Genomic DNA, 13,862 nt, shown 5'->3' on the forward strand with positions numbered 1-13,862 from the left:
GAACAGGCCAGCTTCCCGGGAGAAGCTGGCCTGTTCACTACCGGATGACGATGCGCTTACTTGCGCTCGATCTCCTGCATCTCGAACGTCTCGATGACGTCGCCGATCTCGATGTCGTTGAACTTGCCGAGGTTGATACCGGCCTCGTAGCCTTCGGACACCGACGTGACGTCGTCCTTGAAGCGGCGCAGCGACGTGATCTCGAGGTCGTTGACCGTCGTGACGCCGTTGCGCAGGATGCGGGCCTTCGTGCCGCGCTTGACCTCGCCGTCCAGGACCATGACGCCGGCGATGTTGCCGAACTTGGACGAACGGAAGATCTCGCGGATCTCGGAGTGCGAGGTCGTGACCTCTTCGTACTCCGGCTTGAGCATGCCCTTGAGCGACGCCTCGATGTCCTCGATCGCCTTGTAGATGACCGAGTAGTACTTGATCTCCACGCCCTCGCGCTCGGCGAGGTCGGCGACCTGGCGGTTCGGACGGACGTTGAAGCCGATGATGACGGCCTTGTCGACGGTCGCCAGATTGACGTCGTTCTGCGTGATCGCGCCGACGCCGCGGTGGATGACCTGGATGCCGACCTCGTCGGAGACCTCGATCTTCATCAGCGAGTCTTCCAGGGCCTCGACCGAACCGGACGAGTCGCCCTTGATGACGATGTTGAGCATGTCGACTTCCGACTTCGCGAACTGCTCCTTGAGGCTCTCGAGCGAGACGACCTTGCGGCGCTTCGCGAGCTGCGCGGCGCGCTCGGATGCCTGGCGCTTCTCGGCGATCTGGCGGGCGGTGCGGTCGTCCGGGGCGACGAGGAACAGGTCGCCGGCGGTCGGCACCGAGGTCAGGCCGAGGACCTGGACCGGCGTCGACGGCGTGGCGGACGTCATGTTCTTGCCGTTCTCGTCGAGCATGGCGCGGACGCGGCCGTACGACGTGCCGGCGACGATCGAGTCGCCGATGTGCAGCGTGCCCTGCTGGACGAGGACGGACGCGACGGCGCCGCGGCCCTTGTCCAGGCGCGCCTCGATCGTGGCGCCGCGGGCGTCCATGTCGGGGTTGGCGCGCAGGTCGAGGTCGGCGTCGGCCGTGAGCAGCACGGCTTCGAGCAGCTTGTCGATGTTCGTGCCCTGCTTGGCGGAGATGTCGACGAACATCGTGTTGCCGCCGTACTCCTCCGGCACCAGGCCGAACTCGGTGAGCTGGCCGCGGACCTTCTCCGGGTTGGCGCCGGCGACGTCGATCTTGTTGACGGCGACGACGATCGGCACGTTCGCGGACTGCGCGTGGTTGATGGCCTCGACGGTCTGCGGCATGACGCCGTCGTCGGCGGCCACGACGAGGATCGCGACGTCGGTCAGTTCGGCGCCGCGGGCACGCATGGCCGTGAAGGCCTCGTGGCCCGGGGTGTCGAGGAACGTGATCTTGCGCTTCTCGCCGTCGAGCTCGACGGTGACCTGGTAGGCGCCGATGCGCTGCGTGATGCCGCCGGCCTCGCCCTCGATGACGTTGGTGCGGCGGATCGTGTCCAGCAGGCGCGTCTTGCCGTGGTCGACGTGGCCCATGACGGTGACAACCGGCGGACGGGGCTTGAGATCCTCGTCGTCCTGCAGCTCTTCCTCCTCGAGGTTGATGTCGAACTGCTGGAGCAGCTCCTTGTCTTCCTCTTCGGCGGAGACGATCTTGATGTTCCAGCCGATTTCCTCGCCGAGGATCTGGAACGTCGACTCGTCGAGCGACTGCGTGGCCGTGGCCATCTCGCCGAGATGGAACAGCACGGTGACGAGCGCGGCCGGGTTGACGTTGATCTTCTCGGCCAGGTCGGCGAGCGAGGCGCCCTGGCGCAGCTTCACGGTCTGGCCATGGCCGGTCGGGATGCGGACGCCGCCGATGACCGGTGCTTTCAGCTCTTCGTATTCGTGACGCTTCGCCAGACGGTTCTTGCGGGCCTTCGACGACTTGCCACCCTGACGGCCGAACGCGCCCGCGGCACCGCCGCGACCGCGGCCGCCGCCGCGGGACGGACCGTTGCTCGGACCGTTGTTCTGGTAGCCGCCGCCGTTGCCGCCGAAGCGGTTGCCGCCGCGGCCGCCGTTGCCGGAACCGGCCGACTGGCCCGGACGGTTGTGGCCCCACTGCCCCGGCTTCGGAGCGCCCTGGCCCGGACGGCCACCACGGAACCCGCCACGGTTGCCGCCCTGGCCCGGACGGCCACCACGGCTGTTGTTGACGGTCGGACGCGCCATCGGATGCGGACGCGGAATGTCGCTCGGCGTCGGCGTGTGCATGCCCTGCTTGCGGCTGAACGGGTTGTTGCCCGGACGCGGCGTGGACGTGCCGGCAGCGCCGTTCTGGCCCGGACGCGGCGTGCGCGGTCCCGGCGTCGGGGCGCCCGGACGGGCACCGCCCTGGCCGCCACGGCCGTTGCGCGGCGCATTGGCGCCCTGGGCACCGTTGCGTCCGCCGTTCTGGCCCGGACGCGGCGCGCCATTGCGGCCGTTGCGACCATTACGCTCGTTGCGCTCGTCGTTGCGGTGCTGCATGTGCTGGCCCGGCTTGGCACCGGCGCCCGGCTTCGGCGCACCCGAATGCGACTGTGACGCGCCCGGCTTCGCGCCGGCGGCGTGCTGGCCCGGCTTGGGACCCGGCTGGCCCGGCTTGGCCGACGTGCGGTGGGCGCCCGGCTTCGCGCCGACAAACGCGGCGCCCGGCTTCGGCGCGGACGTCGACGAAGCGCCGGAGCCCTTCGCGGCACCGGCGTTGGAAGAAGAATTGCTGTTCGGGAAGGCTTCCTTCAGCCTGCGGACCACAGGCGCCTCCACCGTGGATGAAGCCGACTTGACGAATTCACCCATGTCCTTGAGCTTCTCAAGGACGGTCTTGCTGTCTACGCCAAGTTCCTTGGCGAGTTCATATACGCGTGCTTTAGGCACTCCTATTATCTCCTATTCCCCAGCCGCGCATATACGAACCTGCACAGCTGCTATTTTCTCACGGCGAGCCTGTTCCGTCTCATCGTGTAACCATGATCGTCATACCTCGTCCTGTTGGTGGCCTGCGGGCATGAGTCATCCCCACACCCGATCCGTGTGCAAGCATACTCGCGACCGGGTATTTTCCACAGCGGATAAACACACCCCCTCGAACATGTCACCATCCCGCGCCCGGGCGCGGGATGGTGACATGTTCGAGGGGATCGTCGTCACCCCTCCGTCCGGCGACAGGTTGAACGATTCGTGCGCCCGGTCAGGCCCGGATCACTATCGGCCCCACACCCGCCAGTATCCGGAAGAATCGTTCACTCCCGCTCACTCGCCGGCTTCGGCGTCCGTTTCGCCGGCTTCGGCGCGCACCTGCGAGGCCTTGCGCTCGCGTGCCTCCTCCGACTCGATGCCGATCTTCCAGCCGGTCAGCTTGGCGGCGAGTCGGGCGTTCTGGCCCTCCTTGCCGATGGCGAGCGACAGCTGGTCGTCGTGGATGTAGGCGATGGCCGTCTTGTTCTTCTCGCTGATGACCTGCACGCCGGCGGCCGACGCCGGCGACAGCGCAGCGGCGACAAACTTTGCCGGGTCGGCCGACCAGTCGACGATGTCGATCTTCTCGTTGCCGAGGTTCTCCATGACGGCGCGTACGCGCGAGCCGCCGGGGCCGATCAGCGCGCCCTTCGGGTTGACGCCGTCGGTGTTGGCGCGCACGGCGATCTTCGTGCGGGCACCCGCCTCGCGGGCGATCGCCATGATCGAGACGGCGCCGGAGACAAGCTCCGGGACCTCGCGCTCGAACAGGCGGCGCACCAGCTCCGGATGCGAACGCGAGACGATGATCTCCGGGCCCTTGAGGCCGCGGGCCACGTTGACGACGTAGACGCGAATGCGTTCGCCGTGGCGGTAGCGCTCGCCCGGCACCTGCTCGCGGCGCGGCAGGATGGCCTCGACGTCGCCGACGGCGACGTGCACGTTCGCGGTGTCCTTGGCGTCCTGCTGGACGACGCCGGTGATGAGCTTGCCCTTCTGGCCCGAGAACGCGCCGAAGATCTTGTCGTCCTCGGCCTTGCGGAACAGCTGCGTGATGACCTGGCGGGCCGTCGCGGCGGCCAGCCGGCCGAAGTCCTTCGGCGTGTCATCGTACGGCTCGCCGAGCTTCGGCGCCGGGTGCGGATCGTCCTCGGTCGGTTCCTGTTCGATCTCGTCCTGCGCCCAGACGGTGAACGTGCCGGCGCGCGGATCAAGCTCCACGCGGGCGTGCTTCGCGGCGTGCGGCGTCTTCAGGTACGCCAGGCGCAGCGCCTCGGACAGCGCCGCGTCCACCGTCTCCTGATCGATGCCCTGCTCGCCGGCCAGCTGATGAATGCCGTTCAGGTCCAGTTCCATGAGACCTCCTCAAATTCAGTTATGTCTTCGATTATTCGTTCAGTTTTCGTGCGGAAGAATCGTGCCAAATATTTCCATGCTGCTGGACGATGCTCCCGTTTTTCTGGAAAGTCCGGAAGAATTTTGCCTTCTTCCTCTCCAGAGGTCACAGTTGGTCACTATTCTAATGTTTCATGCAGACACCCGATTCCCCCGTTTTCCGGCCGCTTTCGACGCTCCGACGCGCCACCGCGGCGCTGCTGGCCGCCGTGCTGCTCGTCGCGACGGCGGCCTGTTCGGAGGTCCGTGTCGCCGGCCTCGCCGAGTCCGAGCAGTCGTCGTCGCCGTGCGAGCTCGCCTACTACGCGGCGACCGACCACACGGCGACGATGGACGGCACCGACGGCACGACGATCCTGTCGATGCGGTACCTGGCGGCGCTGCAGGCGCAGCACGACTGGCTCGACGTCGCCATCCAGTGCTCGCAGCGATTCACCGAGGGGACGCTGCGCTCGGCGCAGGCGCAGTACTCAGCACGCTCGATGGCGGCGCAGCTCGGGCAGTCCTACCAGCCGCTGACCGTCAACTCGCTCGACGACATCGACTCGATGGCGATCACGGCCGACGCGCTGTCGTCGATGGCGCTGGCGGAGGACCGTGCCGGCTTCGAGACCGAGGTGCTCGGCGGCATCTACGCCTCCAAGGCCCCGACGAGCGGCAACGCCGCCGTCAAGGCGCTGGCCGCCAACACGGCGACGAAGCTTGTCGCGATTTCCGACAACCACAAGGAATGCGCGTCGCAGATGATGATGATCGCCGGCTCCGGCGCCACCGACTTGCGCCGCAAGGTCTACGCGACCGGTGACCTGACCGCCTCGCCCTACCTGATCGCCGACCCGGCCACCGGCATCGACGCGAACACTGTCGCCGTCGCCGAGATCAACGCCGCCCGCGCCGAACTCGAGGCCATGTCCGACAACGCCTACGACGCCTCGAAACTCTCCGCCAACGACGAGGCCGACGTGACGGCGAGCGCCTCCTCTAGCGCGAGCGCGAGCACCTCCAGCGGCTCCTCCGACTCGGCGAGTTCCGATTCCGCGAGTTCCGACTCGGCGAGTTCTGATTCCGCGAGTTCCGATTCTGCGAGTTCCGATTCGTCCGGCGCCTCAGAACTGCGCGCCGACCTGCTGCAGCTCTCCATGCTGATCGCCACCCACGCCTACACGGCCTTCACCCTCGGCTACCCGAGCATGGACCACTTCCTCTTCAGCTGACGCCACCCCCTGACGCCACCCCCTGCTTCCAGTTACGCCGGCAAGCTGGAAGCAAAGTCATGTCGCCAGTCGCCGGCACGACACCCTTTTTCCAATTCGGCACCACCACTGGAAGCCAGGTCACGTTTCAAGCCCTCGAATCGTGACTTTCCTTCCATCTCCGCCCGGAAACTGGAAGAGAACGTCACTCCAGACCCGTCAAAATATGACCCTGCTTCCAGCTTGCCCCGGCCACTGGAAGGAATGTCACCGTCACGCCTCTTGAATCGGCATCTTTCTTCCAGTTCGAGTACGGGACTGGAAGAAAGGTGCCGTCCGGGAACTGTCAGACGGTACTTTCCTTCCAGTTCCCATGATGTTCTGGAAGCGGCGGACAGCCAGTACTCCTGAAACAGAAGGCGACACGCCAGCAGCTGCCTACCGTTTGACAAACCAAGAATCTGTGTAAGAATAAATGAGTTGCTTCCGCGAGGAAGAAACAGCAAGGATGAGTGTCCGAGCGGTCGAAGGAGCACGACTCGAAATCGTGTGAGGGCAACCCCCTCCCAGAGTTCGAATCTCTGCTCATCCGCAACCAAAGGTTTCCGGTTCGCCGGAAACCTTTTTTGTTTTTCACGGCAACTAAGCCGGCAACGCTGTCTCTTGGAGCATCCGCGAATCCTCAGCGCTCAGGCAAGAGAGCCGGCTCTCTCCGTCCTCAGGCATGTCGTGACAAATCCGAATGCCGCGGCCAGAAGGCCGACCGAGAACACGATCAGGAGGATGAACGCAAAGTTGGCCAGTCCGGTACCGATGACGAAAGTCGCCACGGCCACGCATTCGTATGCCAGCGCCACGCCCAGCGTATTGCGCAGATGACGCAGGACATTGACGACCGGAGCACGTCGCGGTATCAGACGGTACATGATCTCGACAATGAGGCCTAAAGCGATGGCCGCCAGAATCGCGGCGATCGCGATGGACACGAATACCAGCACGCGAATCCACATGGGCATCGGCCACTCGGCGATGAATGCCTGGTCCATGTCGGAGCAACCCATCACCGCCAATACCGTGCACATGCAGGCAATCAACAGTTGCAGCCATAGCTTTGCCGTACGACTTGACATGCTTCCACTTTCAGTACGTCTTGAGGAGTATCGGAATTGGGTGGTCGGGTCTGCGGATCACGCCAGCAGGAAACACGCGCTGAAGCAGGCCATGACGAGAAGGCCCAGGACGATGGACAGGACGAATCCGTAGGGCGACAGGCGATTGTCCTTGTCAGTGAAGAGGGCGAGGACGGTGCCGAACGTGCCAAGACCCATGAGGGTCGCCGCAAGGATGTAGGCAACGGGGTCAGTTTGATGTCGGATCAGCAGCGTGATGACGTCGATGACGCCCATGACGAGCTGGATTGGGCAGATGACGCCCAGCCCGCGCATGTTCCATTCCTTGCCGATTTGCCATTTCCTCGTCGTCGCCATCGTCGGCCCCTCTCCCCCATGAAAACGGCTCGCGGTCTGCGCCGCATCCGTCGTCGCCCACGATAAATCCGCATGCACATGGCACACGACTATCCCGGCAAGTCATGTCCGTTTGTGTTCAACATGACCGTATGGGGCCGGTCATGAAAAGTTTCGGACGTCGCCGGAGCGTCCCGAGGCTCGTCGGTGCCTGGCCTTAGCTCCGGAGTTATTGACGATTCCTGCATCCCATTCGGTAAAACGTTCCCGCGTCCAAACACAATTTCCCGGATCGCCGTCGGATTGTTCCTTCCCTGCGCCTACGGTCATTCCGCCTTCTGGCCGTGCCGAACGTCGCCCTACCATCAAGATATCGGCCGGTCCGGGACGACAACGCCTCGCCGGCAGGCGCCTGCCCCGTCTGCCCCGCCGGCAGCCGATCATCGAGCGAAAGGAGGACCGATGAAGTTCTTGCGTTCCGTGATCCACTTCAACGCCCACCATCCCCAACAGTCGGGGTTTAATTACCACTGGTTTGCGCTTCTAGCCACCATGGCCTGCATGTCGTTTGTCGGCGGTGGCCTGTTTGTCGGCCATGGAGTCACGCCGCTCCGCCTGGCCCTGTTCGTGCTGATCGCCGTCCTGCTGTTCGTCGCCGGCGAGCTGATGGCATATTGGGTGCATCACAATCCATCGGAAAGGAAAACACTCCTCACTCTGGGTTACACCTGCATTCTCGTGGTCGTGGTCAACTGTGTCCTGAATGTCTTGATAGCCTTGGATGTCTTTGCCTCATAGAGACCATCGTCGTTTTCCTTCCACTCTTCCGGACGACGATCGAATATGGTTCTCTCCGCATTCCCTGGTTATTTCTTGGCCGCCACGATGAATCCGCGGACACCGCATGCACACGGCGCACGATTATCCCGGCAAGTCATGCCCGCGAATCCAGACATGGAGTCGCGACACGATCTGAAACCGGCCACGAAGACGGGCGCTCGGAGAAGAATGTTCCGTCTCCATGGCCGCCGATTTTATGATGACAGTAAGCCGGAGCATTCCATGGCGGCATGCTCCGGTGTTTTTCAACGTAGTAGTAGAGGACTGGGAGAAGATCCCATGTGGGACTACATCAAGACCGCGTTCAGGGAGAATCGACGTCGCATACCGGGGTCGCTGAGCATCCAGACCTCGGCCATCCTGCTCGCACTCATGCTGACAGTGCCGAACCTCATTTCCTCGGTGGTTCACTGGGGATGGCACGGATCGGTCGGGACCATGATCGCCAATGCCTTTGGCTTCCTGGTGTGTTTCCTGCTCTTTGAAATCGGCCTCTTCATGGTTCAGGACACCGCGGACGACGGCACGACATCCCGTCGGCGCTGGCCGAAAAAGCACGGAGCCGCGTTCCAGGTCATAGTCATTGTGGTCCTGACAGCGGTGCTGACGGTGCTCGCCTTACTCTGAGTCGTTACTGAATCGTGAATTAATTCCGCCCCTCCCCGTACCCATCCCAACCCGGAAGGAGTCGACATGGACATTATTTTCGTCGTGGTTCTCCTGAATGTCGTGGCACTTGTGGCGATCATCGTCGTACTGGTCACGCTCTACAGGAGCTACAAGAAGGAATCGGCTGGGAACACCGTCAATCGCACAAAGGATTCCGACAGCTACCATGCTGGTCACGGGAGGACAGCGGGACGATGACGGCGCCGTCGCCCTCCCCTATTCCAGCGTCCTCACGGCGCGGATCGCCTCGGCCCGCGTCGCCATTTCCCCGGACGTCGCCGGGTAGGCGATGTGCTCAAGCGTCAGGCCCTGCGGCGCGATCGGACCGGTGGAACCTTCGCGCAGCGGCGTCGCCATCTTGGCGGCGAACCAGTCGACGGTTTTCTTGCCGATGCCGACGGCCACGCAGCCGTTGACGAGCGACCTGACCATGTTGCGGGCGAATGCGTCGGCGACGATCGTGAAGCACAGCAGCCCCGACTCGACGAGCGGCGTGACGTAACGTTCGTCCCGACGCAGCTCGTCGGGCACGAGCGGCTGTGCGGCCGGCACGCGCGCCCAGTAGGCGGTCTTGACGTCGCGAATCGTCGTGCCGCCGGGATTCGGCGTCGCGAAGCTGCCGAAGTCGTGCAGGCCGATCGTCATCGCCGCGCAGTCATTCATCGCGGAGACGTCGAGCGAGTAGCCGGTCAGGTCGAGGACGAAGCCGGCGGTGCGCGGATCGCGGCCGGCGATGTCGTCGGCGACGCGGTAGACATACGTCCGCTCGAGCGCCGAGAATCGCGCGTCGAAGCCGGCCGGCGCGACGGACACGCCGTGAATGGAAACATCCGCCGGCACGATCCGCCGCAACCGTCGCGTCAGCGCCTCGGCCGGCGTGCAGTCCATGTGCCCGACGACATGCCCGAACGATTCTTCCGTCACGTCGACGTGGCAGACCTGATGGCTCGCGTGCACGCCGGTATCCGTGCGTCCCGCGACGGTCAGACGCAGCGGCTTGCCGTCCCCGAGCGTCCCCCACCGCAGCACCTTCGCCAGGGCGTCCTCGAGCACGCCCTGCACGGTCCGCAGCTCCGGTTGCCTCGCCCACCCGAAGAATCGCGTCCCGTCATACCCAAGATCAATGCGCAGTCGTATCACAATGGTCAAGAATATACGAAATTGGGGAGGACCCTGACGGATCCTCCCCAATTCATTCGACGTTCGGGAACGCCGGCGAGAAGCTCACTCCTCGGTGGCGGCTTCCTCGGCAGCCGGAGCGGCTTCGGCCTCGGCCGGAGCCTCTTCCTTGGCGGCGACCTTCGTCGCGGCTTCGGCTTCCTTCACGACGGCCTGCTTGGCGGACACCGGCTCGGTGACGAGCTCGATGATGGCCTGGGCAGCCGAATCGCCCTTGCGCGGAGCGATCTTGACGATGCGGGTGTAGCCGCCCTCGCGCTGCTCCATCTGCTCGGCGATCTCGGTGAACAGCTTGTGGACGACGGACTTGTCACGGATGACGCGCATCACGCGACGGCGCGAGTGCAGGTCGCCGCGCTTCGCGAACGTGATCAGGCGCTCGGCGAGCGGACGAAGACGCTTCGCCTTCGGCAGCGTGGTGACGATGCGGCCGTGCTTGAACAGGCTGGTCGCCATGTTGGCGAGCATCAGGCGCTCGTGCGCCGGGCTCGAGGCCAGACGCGGGCCCTTCTTCGGTGTAGGCATTGGTTTCTCCTTGGGATATGTTCCGTCGCCGGCCAGGTGGGCCGGATGCCCGAACATCCGGCCGGCGTTCGGAACACTCTGGTTTTGAATGGTTGGCCAGCCGCAGGCGGCTCAGTTGGCGGAAGAATCGTCCAGTAGGTAGAAGGAGCCATTACTGGACGATTCGTCCGCCGATAGCCCTACCGTGCGGCGAGGCAGCCCCTCACTCGTCGTCAGGCGAGAAGAAGGTGGTGCTGCCGTCGAGGCCGGCGGCATCGAAGCCGAGCGGCGAGGCCTTCAGCGACAGGCCGAGAGCCTGCAGCTTCTCCTTGACTTCGTCGATGGACTTCATGCCGAAATTGCGGATGTCGAGCAGGTCCTGCTCGTTGTGCGAGATCAGCTCGCCGACCGTGTGGATGCCCTCGCGCTTGAGGCAGTTGTAGCTGCGCTGCGTGAGGTTGAGATCCTCGATCGGGATGGCCAGCTCCGGGTTGGACTCCTCGACGACCGGGGCCGGACCGACCTCGACGCCTTCGGCGGCCGTGTTGAGCTCGCGGCACAGGCCGAAGAGCTCGACGAGCGTGGAGCCTGCGGACGCGACGGCGTCACGCGGGGAGATGGCGGGCTTGGTCTCGACATCCAGGATGAGACGGTCGAAGTCGGTGCGCTGTTCCACGCGGGTGGCCTCGACCTTGTAGCTCACCTTGAGCACTGGAGAGTAGATGGAATCGACCGGGATGCGGCCGATCTCATCGCCATCCTGCTTGTTCATCTGGGCGGGCACGTAGCCGCGGCCGCGTTCGACGGTGAACTCGATCTCGAGTTCGCCATCCTCGGCGAGCGTGGCGATGTGCATCTCCGGATTGGCAATGGTGACGCCGGCCGGCGGGGTGATGTCCCCGGCGGTGGCCTCGCCCTGGCCGCTCTTGCGCAGATACATGACAACCGGCTCATCGTATTCGCTGGTGAGCACGATGCCCTTGATGTTCAGCAGGATTTCGGTAACGTCTTCCTCGACACCCGGCAGAGTGGTGAACTCGTGCAGGGCGCCGGCGATCCGCACCGAAGTCACCGCTGCGCCCGGAATCGAGCTCAGCAGGGTGCGACGAAGCGAATTACCAAGCGTGTAGCCGAATCCAGGCTCGAGCGGCTCGATGACGAAACGCGAGCGCTGAGAGGTGATTGATTCCTCGGTAAGTGTCGGACGCTGTGCGATAAGCACTGTGGTTATCCTTTCAGCTTCTTAGCCGGTGGTGCACTCACCGGCTACAAGCGGCTCTGGATGGATATTGTCTCGTGGAGTAGTGCTCAGACGCGGCGACGCTTCGGAGGACGAACGCCGTTGAATGCGACCGGGGTGACGTCGGTGATGGAACCGACCTCGAGACCGGCGGACTGCAGGGAACGGATGGCGGTCTCGCGACCGGAACCCGGGCCCTTCACGAAGACGTCGACCTTCTTGACGCCGTGCTCCATGGCCTTGCGGGCCGCGGACTCGGCCGCCATGCCAGCGGCGTACGGCGTGGACTTGCGGGAGCCCTTGAAACCGACATCGCCACCGGACGCCCAGGAGACAACTGCGCCGGACGGATCGGTGATCGAGATAATAGTGTTGTTGAACGTAGACTTGATGTGCGCCTGACCAACCGGGATCGACTTGCGATCGCGGCGACGGGTCTTGCGCGCGGCCTGCTTTTGAGCTGCCAATTGACCCTCGTTTCCTTGTAACGAACTTCTTGTTGTGTGTGCGGTCCGGACGATGGGCAGTCTAGAACCCGTGGCCCGGAACCCCTAGGACACCAGAATTACTTGGTGGCCTTCTTCTTTCCGGCGACCGTGCGCTTCGGGCCCTTGCGGGTGCGGGCGTTGGTCTTGGTGCGCTGACCACGAACAGGAAGTCCCCTACGGTGACGCTGGCCCTGGTAGCAGTTGATCTGAATCTTGCGACGGATATCCGCGTCGACTTCACGACGCAGATCGCCCTCGATCTTGTAGTTGGCCTCGAGGTAGTCACGCAGCGTGATCAGCTGCTCGTCGGTAAGATCCTTGACGCGGATGTCCGGGCTGATACCGGTCGCTTCAAGGGTTTCCTTAGCGCGGGTGCGGCCGACACCGAAGATGTAGGTGAGGGCGATCTCGATGCGCTTGTCATTGGGGATGTCGACTCCGGCAAGACGTGCCATTGCGAATTCCTTCTGTTTTCACGCAGGTCTTGCACCGAGCCTCCCGGCACACCTGACGGTGACCGGCCCGGGCCTGCGTTCCCGGGGTTCAGCCTCTCGGCGGAGGAATCATTTCAATTTTGGAAATTAGAACGATTCTTGCCGGAAAACTGTGGCTTAGTGCCTTGTCTCTATGCCGCTAGGATCTGGCTCTCAGCCCTGGCGCTGCTTGTGGCGCGGGTTGGTGCAGATCACCATGACGCGGCCGTGGCGACGAATCACGCGGCAGTTTTCGCAGATTCGCTTCACACTTGGGCTAACCTTCATGGTTTTCCTTTGCTTGGTTTTGTACCTTACTTGTACCTTTACTTGTAACGGTACGTAATTCGACCACGGTTCAGGTCGTACGGGCTCATCTCGAGCACCACGCGATCCTGCGGGAGGATGCGGATGTAGTTCTTCCGCATCTTGCCGGAGATAGTGGCGAGAACGATATGCTTGTTCTCCAGCTGAACGCGGAACATCGCGTTCGGCAGTGCTTCCACTACCTGGCCTTCGACTTCAATCACACCGTCTTTTGCCATGTTTCTCGATTCCGTTGAAGTTGATCGATTTACCTATGGTGCGCCCAGAAGACACACCAACCTGCAATAATACACAACCCCCTCCCAAACAGGAAGGGGGCGTGTCGTTCCTTATCCCGCTCCCTCTTTAGGGGGAGTCGAAAACGCGAAGCGTTTTCAGTGGGAGTCAGCGGAGCAGCGAAGCTGTGGAGCGCCTTAGCGCATGAAGCAGCGGACTCAGCTAGCCTTGACCGTCGCGTCGAGCTTGGCGATGATCTCGTTGGAGATCGCGTCGATCTCGCCGACGCCGTTGACCGAGATCAGCAGGCCGCGGTCGCGATAGATGTCGAGCAGCGGGGCGGTTTCCTTCTCGTAGGTCTCCAGGCGCTTGGCGATGACTTCCGGCGTGTCGTCGGAGCGGCCCTGCTCCTCGGCGCGCTTCTTCATGCGCTCGAGCAGGATGTCGCGGGACGCCTCGAGGGCGACGACGGCGTCGAGCGGCGTGCCGAGCTCCTCGAGCATCTGGTCGAGTGCCTCGACCTGGGAGGCGTTGCGCGGGTAGCCGTCGAGGATCCAGCCGTTCTTCGTGTCATCCATGGCCAGGCGATCCTTGACGATCGTGTTCGTCAGCTCGTCGGGCACCAGCTCGCCCTTGTCGGTGTAGGACAGCGCCTTGAGGCCGAGCTCGGTCTTGTTCTTGATGTTGTAGCGGAAGATGTCGCCGGTCGAGATCGCCGGAATGTCGTAGTGGGTGGCGAGCAGCGCAGCCTGCGTGCCCTTGCCAACGCCCTGCGGGCCCATGATCAGCAGTCGCATCGTGGTTCCTTTCGTCGGGAAACAGTCATTTCAAACCTTCCCCAATTTACTCCGGCCGCTGGAACGT

16 protein-coding genes and 1 tRNA gene are annotated in these 13,862 nt (G+C 63.6%); 5 read left to right on the forward strand and 12 right to left on the reverse strand.

Annotation, left to right across the window (positions count from 1 at the left end; translation table 11 throughout):
• Positions 1-56 precede the first annotated feature (56 nt).
• On the reverse strand, positions 57-2,927 hold the full coding sequence (gene infB / locus F6S87_RS03125; RefSeq protein ID WP_163227171.1) for a translation initiation factor IF-2: 2,871 nt from the start codon (positions 2,925-2,927) through the stop codon (positions 57-59).
• A gap of 375 nt (positions 2,928-3,302) precedes the next feature.
• Positions 3,303-4,364 (reverse strand): transcription termination factor NusA, encoded by a 1,062-nt coding sequence (gene nusA, locus F6S87_RS03130; protein ID WP_163227172.1) that lies wholly within the window; start codon positions 4,362-4,364, stop codon positions 3,303-3,305.
• Positions 4,365-4,537: 173 nt separating this feature from the next.
• Between nusA and F6S87_RS03135 the strand changes: the two genes are divergently transcribed.
• Both F6S87_RS03135 and F6S87_RS03140 read left to right on the forward strand, forming a co-directional pair.
• Positions 4,538-5,617, forward strand: coding sequence for a hypothetical protein (locus F6S87_RS03135; RefSeq protein WP_163227173.1), 1,080 nt, complete (start codon positions 4,538-4,540; stop codon positions 5,615-5,617).
• Positions 5,618-6,102: 485 nt separating this feature from the next.
• Positions 6,103-6,188: transfer RNA gene (locus F6S87_RS03140), tRNA-Ser, on the forward strand.
• A gap of 97 nt (positions 6,189-6,285) precedes the next feature.
• Here the strand turns inward: F6S87_RS03140 and F6S87_RS03145 are convergent.
• On the reverse strand, positions 6,286-6,726 hold the full coding sequence (locus tag F6S87_RS03145) for a hypothetical protein (protein WP_163227174.1): 441 nt from the start codon (positions 6,724-6,726) through the stop codon (positions 6,286-6,288).
• 57 nt (positions 6,727-6,783) lie between these two features.
• Positions 6,784-7,083: a hypothetical protein gene (locus F6S87_RS03150; RefSeq protein WP_163227175.1), complete on the reverse strand. Its 300-nt coding sequence runs from the start codon at positions 7,081-7,083 to the stop codon at positions 6,784-6,786.
• A 441-nt stretch (positions 7,084-7,524) separates the two neighbouring features.
• On the opposite strand from F6S87_RS03150, the gene F6S87_RS03155 reads away from it, so the two are divergent.
• The 3 genes from F6S87_RS03155 to F6S87_RS03165 all read left to right on the forward strand — a co-directional run bounded on the left by F6S87_RS03155 (position 7,525) and on the right by F6S87_RS03165 (position 8,769).
• On the forward strand, positions 7,525-7,860 hold the full coding sequence (locus F6S87_RS03155; protein ID WP_163227176.1) for a beta/alpha barrel domain-containing protein: 336 nt from the start codon (positions 7,525-7,527) through the stop codon (positions 7,858-7,860).
• A 321-nt stretch (positions 7,861-8,181) separates the two neighbouring features.
• Positions 8,182-8,529: a hypothetical protein gene (locus F6S87_RS03160; protein WP_163227177.1), complete on the forward strand. Its 348-nt coding sequence runs from the start codon at positions 8,182-8,184 to the stop codon at positions 8,527-8,529.
• Positions 8,530-8,595: 66 nt separating this feature from the next.
• On the forward strand, positions 8,596-8,769 hold the full coding sequence (locus F6S87_RS03165; RefSeq protein WP_163227178.1) for a hypothetical protein: 174 nt from the start codon (positions 8,596-8,598) through the stop codon (positions 8,767-8,769).
• 18 nt (positions 8,770-8,787) lie between these two features.
• On the opposite strand, the gene F6S87_RS03170 is transcribed toward F6S87_RS03165, so the two are convergent.
• From F6S87_RS03170 to F6S87_RS03205, 8 genes are all read right to left on the reverse strand, one after another.
• Complete coding sequence (locus tag F6S87_RS03170; RefSeq protein ID WP_163227564.1) at positions 8,788-9,711, reverse strand: tRNA pseudouridine synthase A; 924 nt, start codon at positions 9,709-9,711, stop codon at positions 8,788-8,790.
• A gap of 84 nt (positions 9,712-9,795) precedes the next feature.
• Positions 9,796-10,275 (reverse strand): 50S ribosomal protein L17, encoded by a 480-nt coding sequence (rplQ, locus tag F6S87_RS03175; protein ID WP_163227179.1) that lies wholly within the window; start codon positions 10,273-10,275, stop codon positions 9,796-9,798.
• 202 nt (positions 10,276-10,477) lie between these two features.
• Positions 10,478-11,476: a DNA-directed RNA polymerase subunit alpha gene (locus F6S87_RS03180; protein WP_163227180.1), complete on the reverse strand. Its 999-nt coding sequence runs from the start codon at positions 11,474-11,476 to the stop codon at positions 10,478-10,480.
• An 86-nt stretch (positions 11,477-11,562) separates the two neighbouring features.
• Complete coding sequence (gene rpsK, locus F6S87_RS03185; protein WP_163227181.1) at positions 11,563-11,961, reverse strand: 30S ribosomal protein S11; 399 nt, start codon at positions 11,959-11,961, stop codon at positions 11,563-11,565.
• Positions 11,962-12,059: 98 nt separating this feature from the next.
• Positions 12,060-12,437: a 30S ribosomal protein S13 gene (gene rpsM / locus F6S87_RS03190; protein WP_163227182.1), complete on the reverse strand. Its 378-nt coding sequence runs from the start codon at positions 12,435-12,437 to the stop codon at positions 12,060-12,062.
• A 192-nt stretch (positions 12,438-12,629) separates the two neighbouring features.
• Positions 12,630-12,743 carry a 50S ribosomal protein L36 gene (rpmJ, locus tag F6S87_RS03195; RefSeq protein ID WP_003814578.1) on the reverse strand — a complete coding sequence of 38 codons (114 nt, stop codon included), beginning with the start codon at positions 12,741-12,743 and terminating at the stop codon, positions 12,630-12,632.
• 38 nt (positions 12,744-12,781) lie between these two features.
• Positions 12,782-13,000, reverse strand: a complete 219-nt coding sequence (gene infA / locus F6S87_RS03200; RefSeq protein ID WP_006295254.1) for a translation initiation factor IF-1 — start codon at positions 12,998-13,000, stop codon at positions 12,782-12,784.
• A gap of 216 nt (positions 13,001-13,216) precedes the next feature.
• A complete protein-coding gene (locus F6S87_RS03205) occupies positions 13,217-13,795 on the reverse strand; it encodes an adenylate kinase (RefSeq protein WP_163227183.1) in 579 nt (192 codons plus the stop codon).
• Between the last annotated feature and the right edge of the window lie 67 nt (positions 13,796-13,862).

Source organism: Bifidobacterium choloepi, assembly GCF_010667615.1.
Lineage (GTDB): Bacteria > Actinomycetota > Actinomycetes > Actinomycetales > Bifidobacteriaceae > Bifidobacterium > Bifidobacterium choloepi.

Excerpts from the sequence above, each read along its gene's own strand:
- F6S87_RS03165 (WP_163227178.1), top strand. The coding sequence starts at position 8,596 with ATGGACATTATTTTCGTCGTGGTTCTCCTGAATGTCGTGGCACTTGTG.
- F6S87_RS03150 (WP_163227175.1), bottom strand. The coding sequence starts at position 7,083 with ATGGCGACGACGAGGAAATGGCAAATCGGCAAGGAATGGAACATGCGC.
- F6S87_RS03155 (WP_163227176.1), top strand. The coding sequence starts at position 7,525 with ATGAAGTTCTTGCGTTCCGTGATCCACTTCAACGCCCACCATCCCCAA.
- nusA (WP_163227172.1), bottom strand. The coding sequence starts at position 4,364 with ATGGAACTGGACCTGAACGGCATTCATCAGCTGGCCGGCGAGCAGGGC.
- F6S87_RS03135 (WP_163227173.1), top strand. The coding sequence starts at position 4,538 with ATGCAGACACCCGATTCCCCCGTTTTCCGGCCGCTTTCGACGCTCCGA.
- F6S87_RS03145 (WP_163227174.1), bottom strand. The coding sequence starts at position 6,726 with ATGTCAAGTCGTACGGCAAAGCTATGGCTGCAACTGTTGATTGCCTGC.
- infA (WP_006295254.1), bottom strand. The coding sequence starts at position 13,000 with ATGGCAAAAGACGGTGTGATTGAAGTCGAAGGCCAGGTAGTGGAAGCA.
- F6S87_RS03160 (WP_163227177.1), top strand. The coding sequence starts at position 8,182 with ATGTGGGACTACATCAAGACCGCGTTCAGGGAGAATCGACGTCGCATA.
- rpmJ (WP_003814578.1), bottom strand. The coding sequence starts at position 12,743 with ATGAAGGTTAGCCCAAGTGTGAAGCGAATCTGCGAAAACTGCCGCGTG.
- rplQ (WP_163227179.1), bottom strand. The coding sequence starts at position 10,275 with ATGCCTACACCGAAGAAGGGCCCGCGTCTGGCCTCGAGCCCGGCGCAC.
- rpsM (WP_163227182.1), bottom strand. The coding sequence starts at position 12,437 with ATGGCACGTCTTGCCGGAGTCGACATCCCCAATGACAAGCGCATCGAG.
- F6S87_RS03205 (WP_163227183.1), bottom strand. The coding sequence starts at position 13,795 with ATGCGACTGCTGATCATGGGCCCGCAGGGCGTTGGCAAGGGCACGCAG.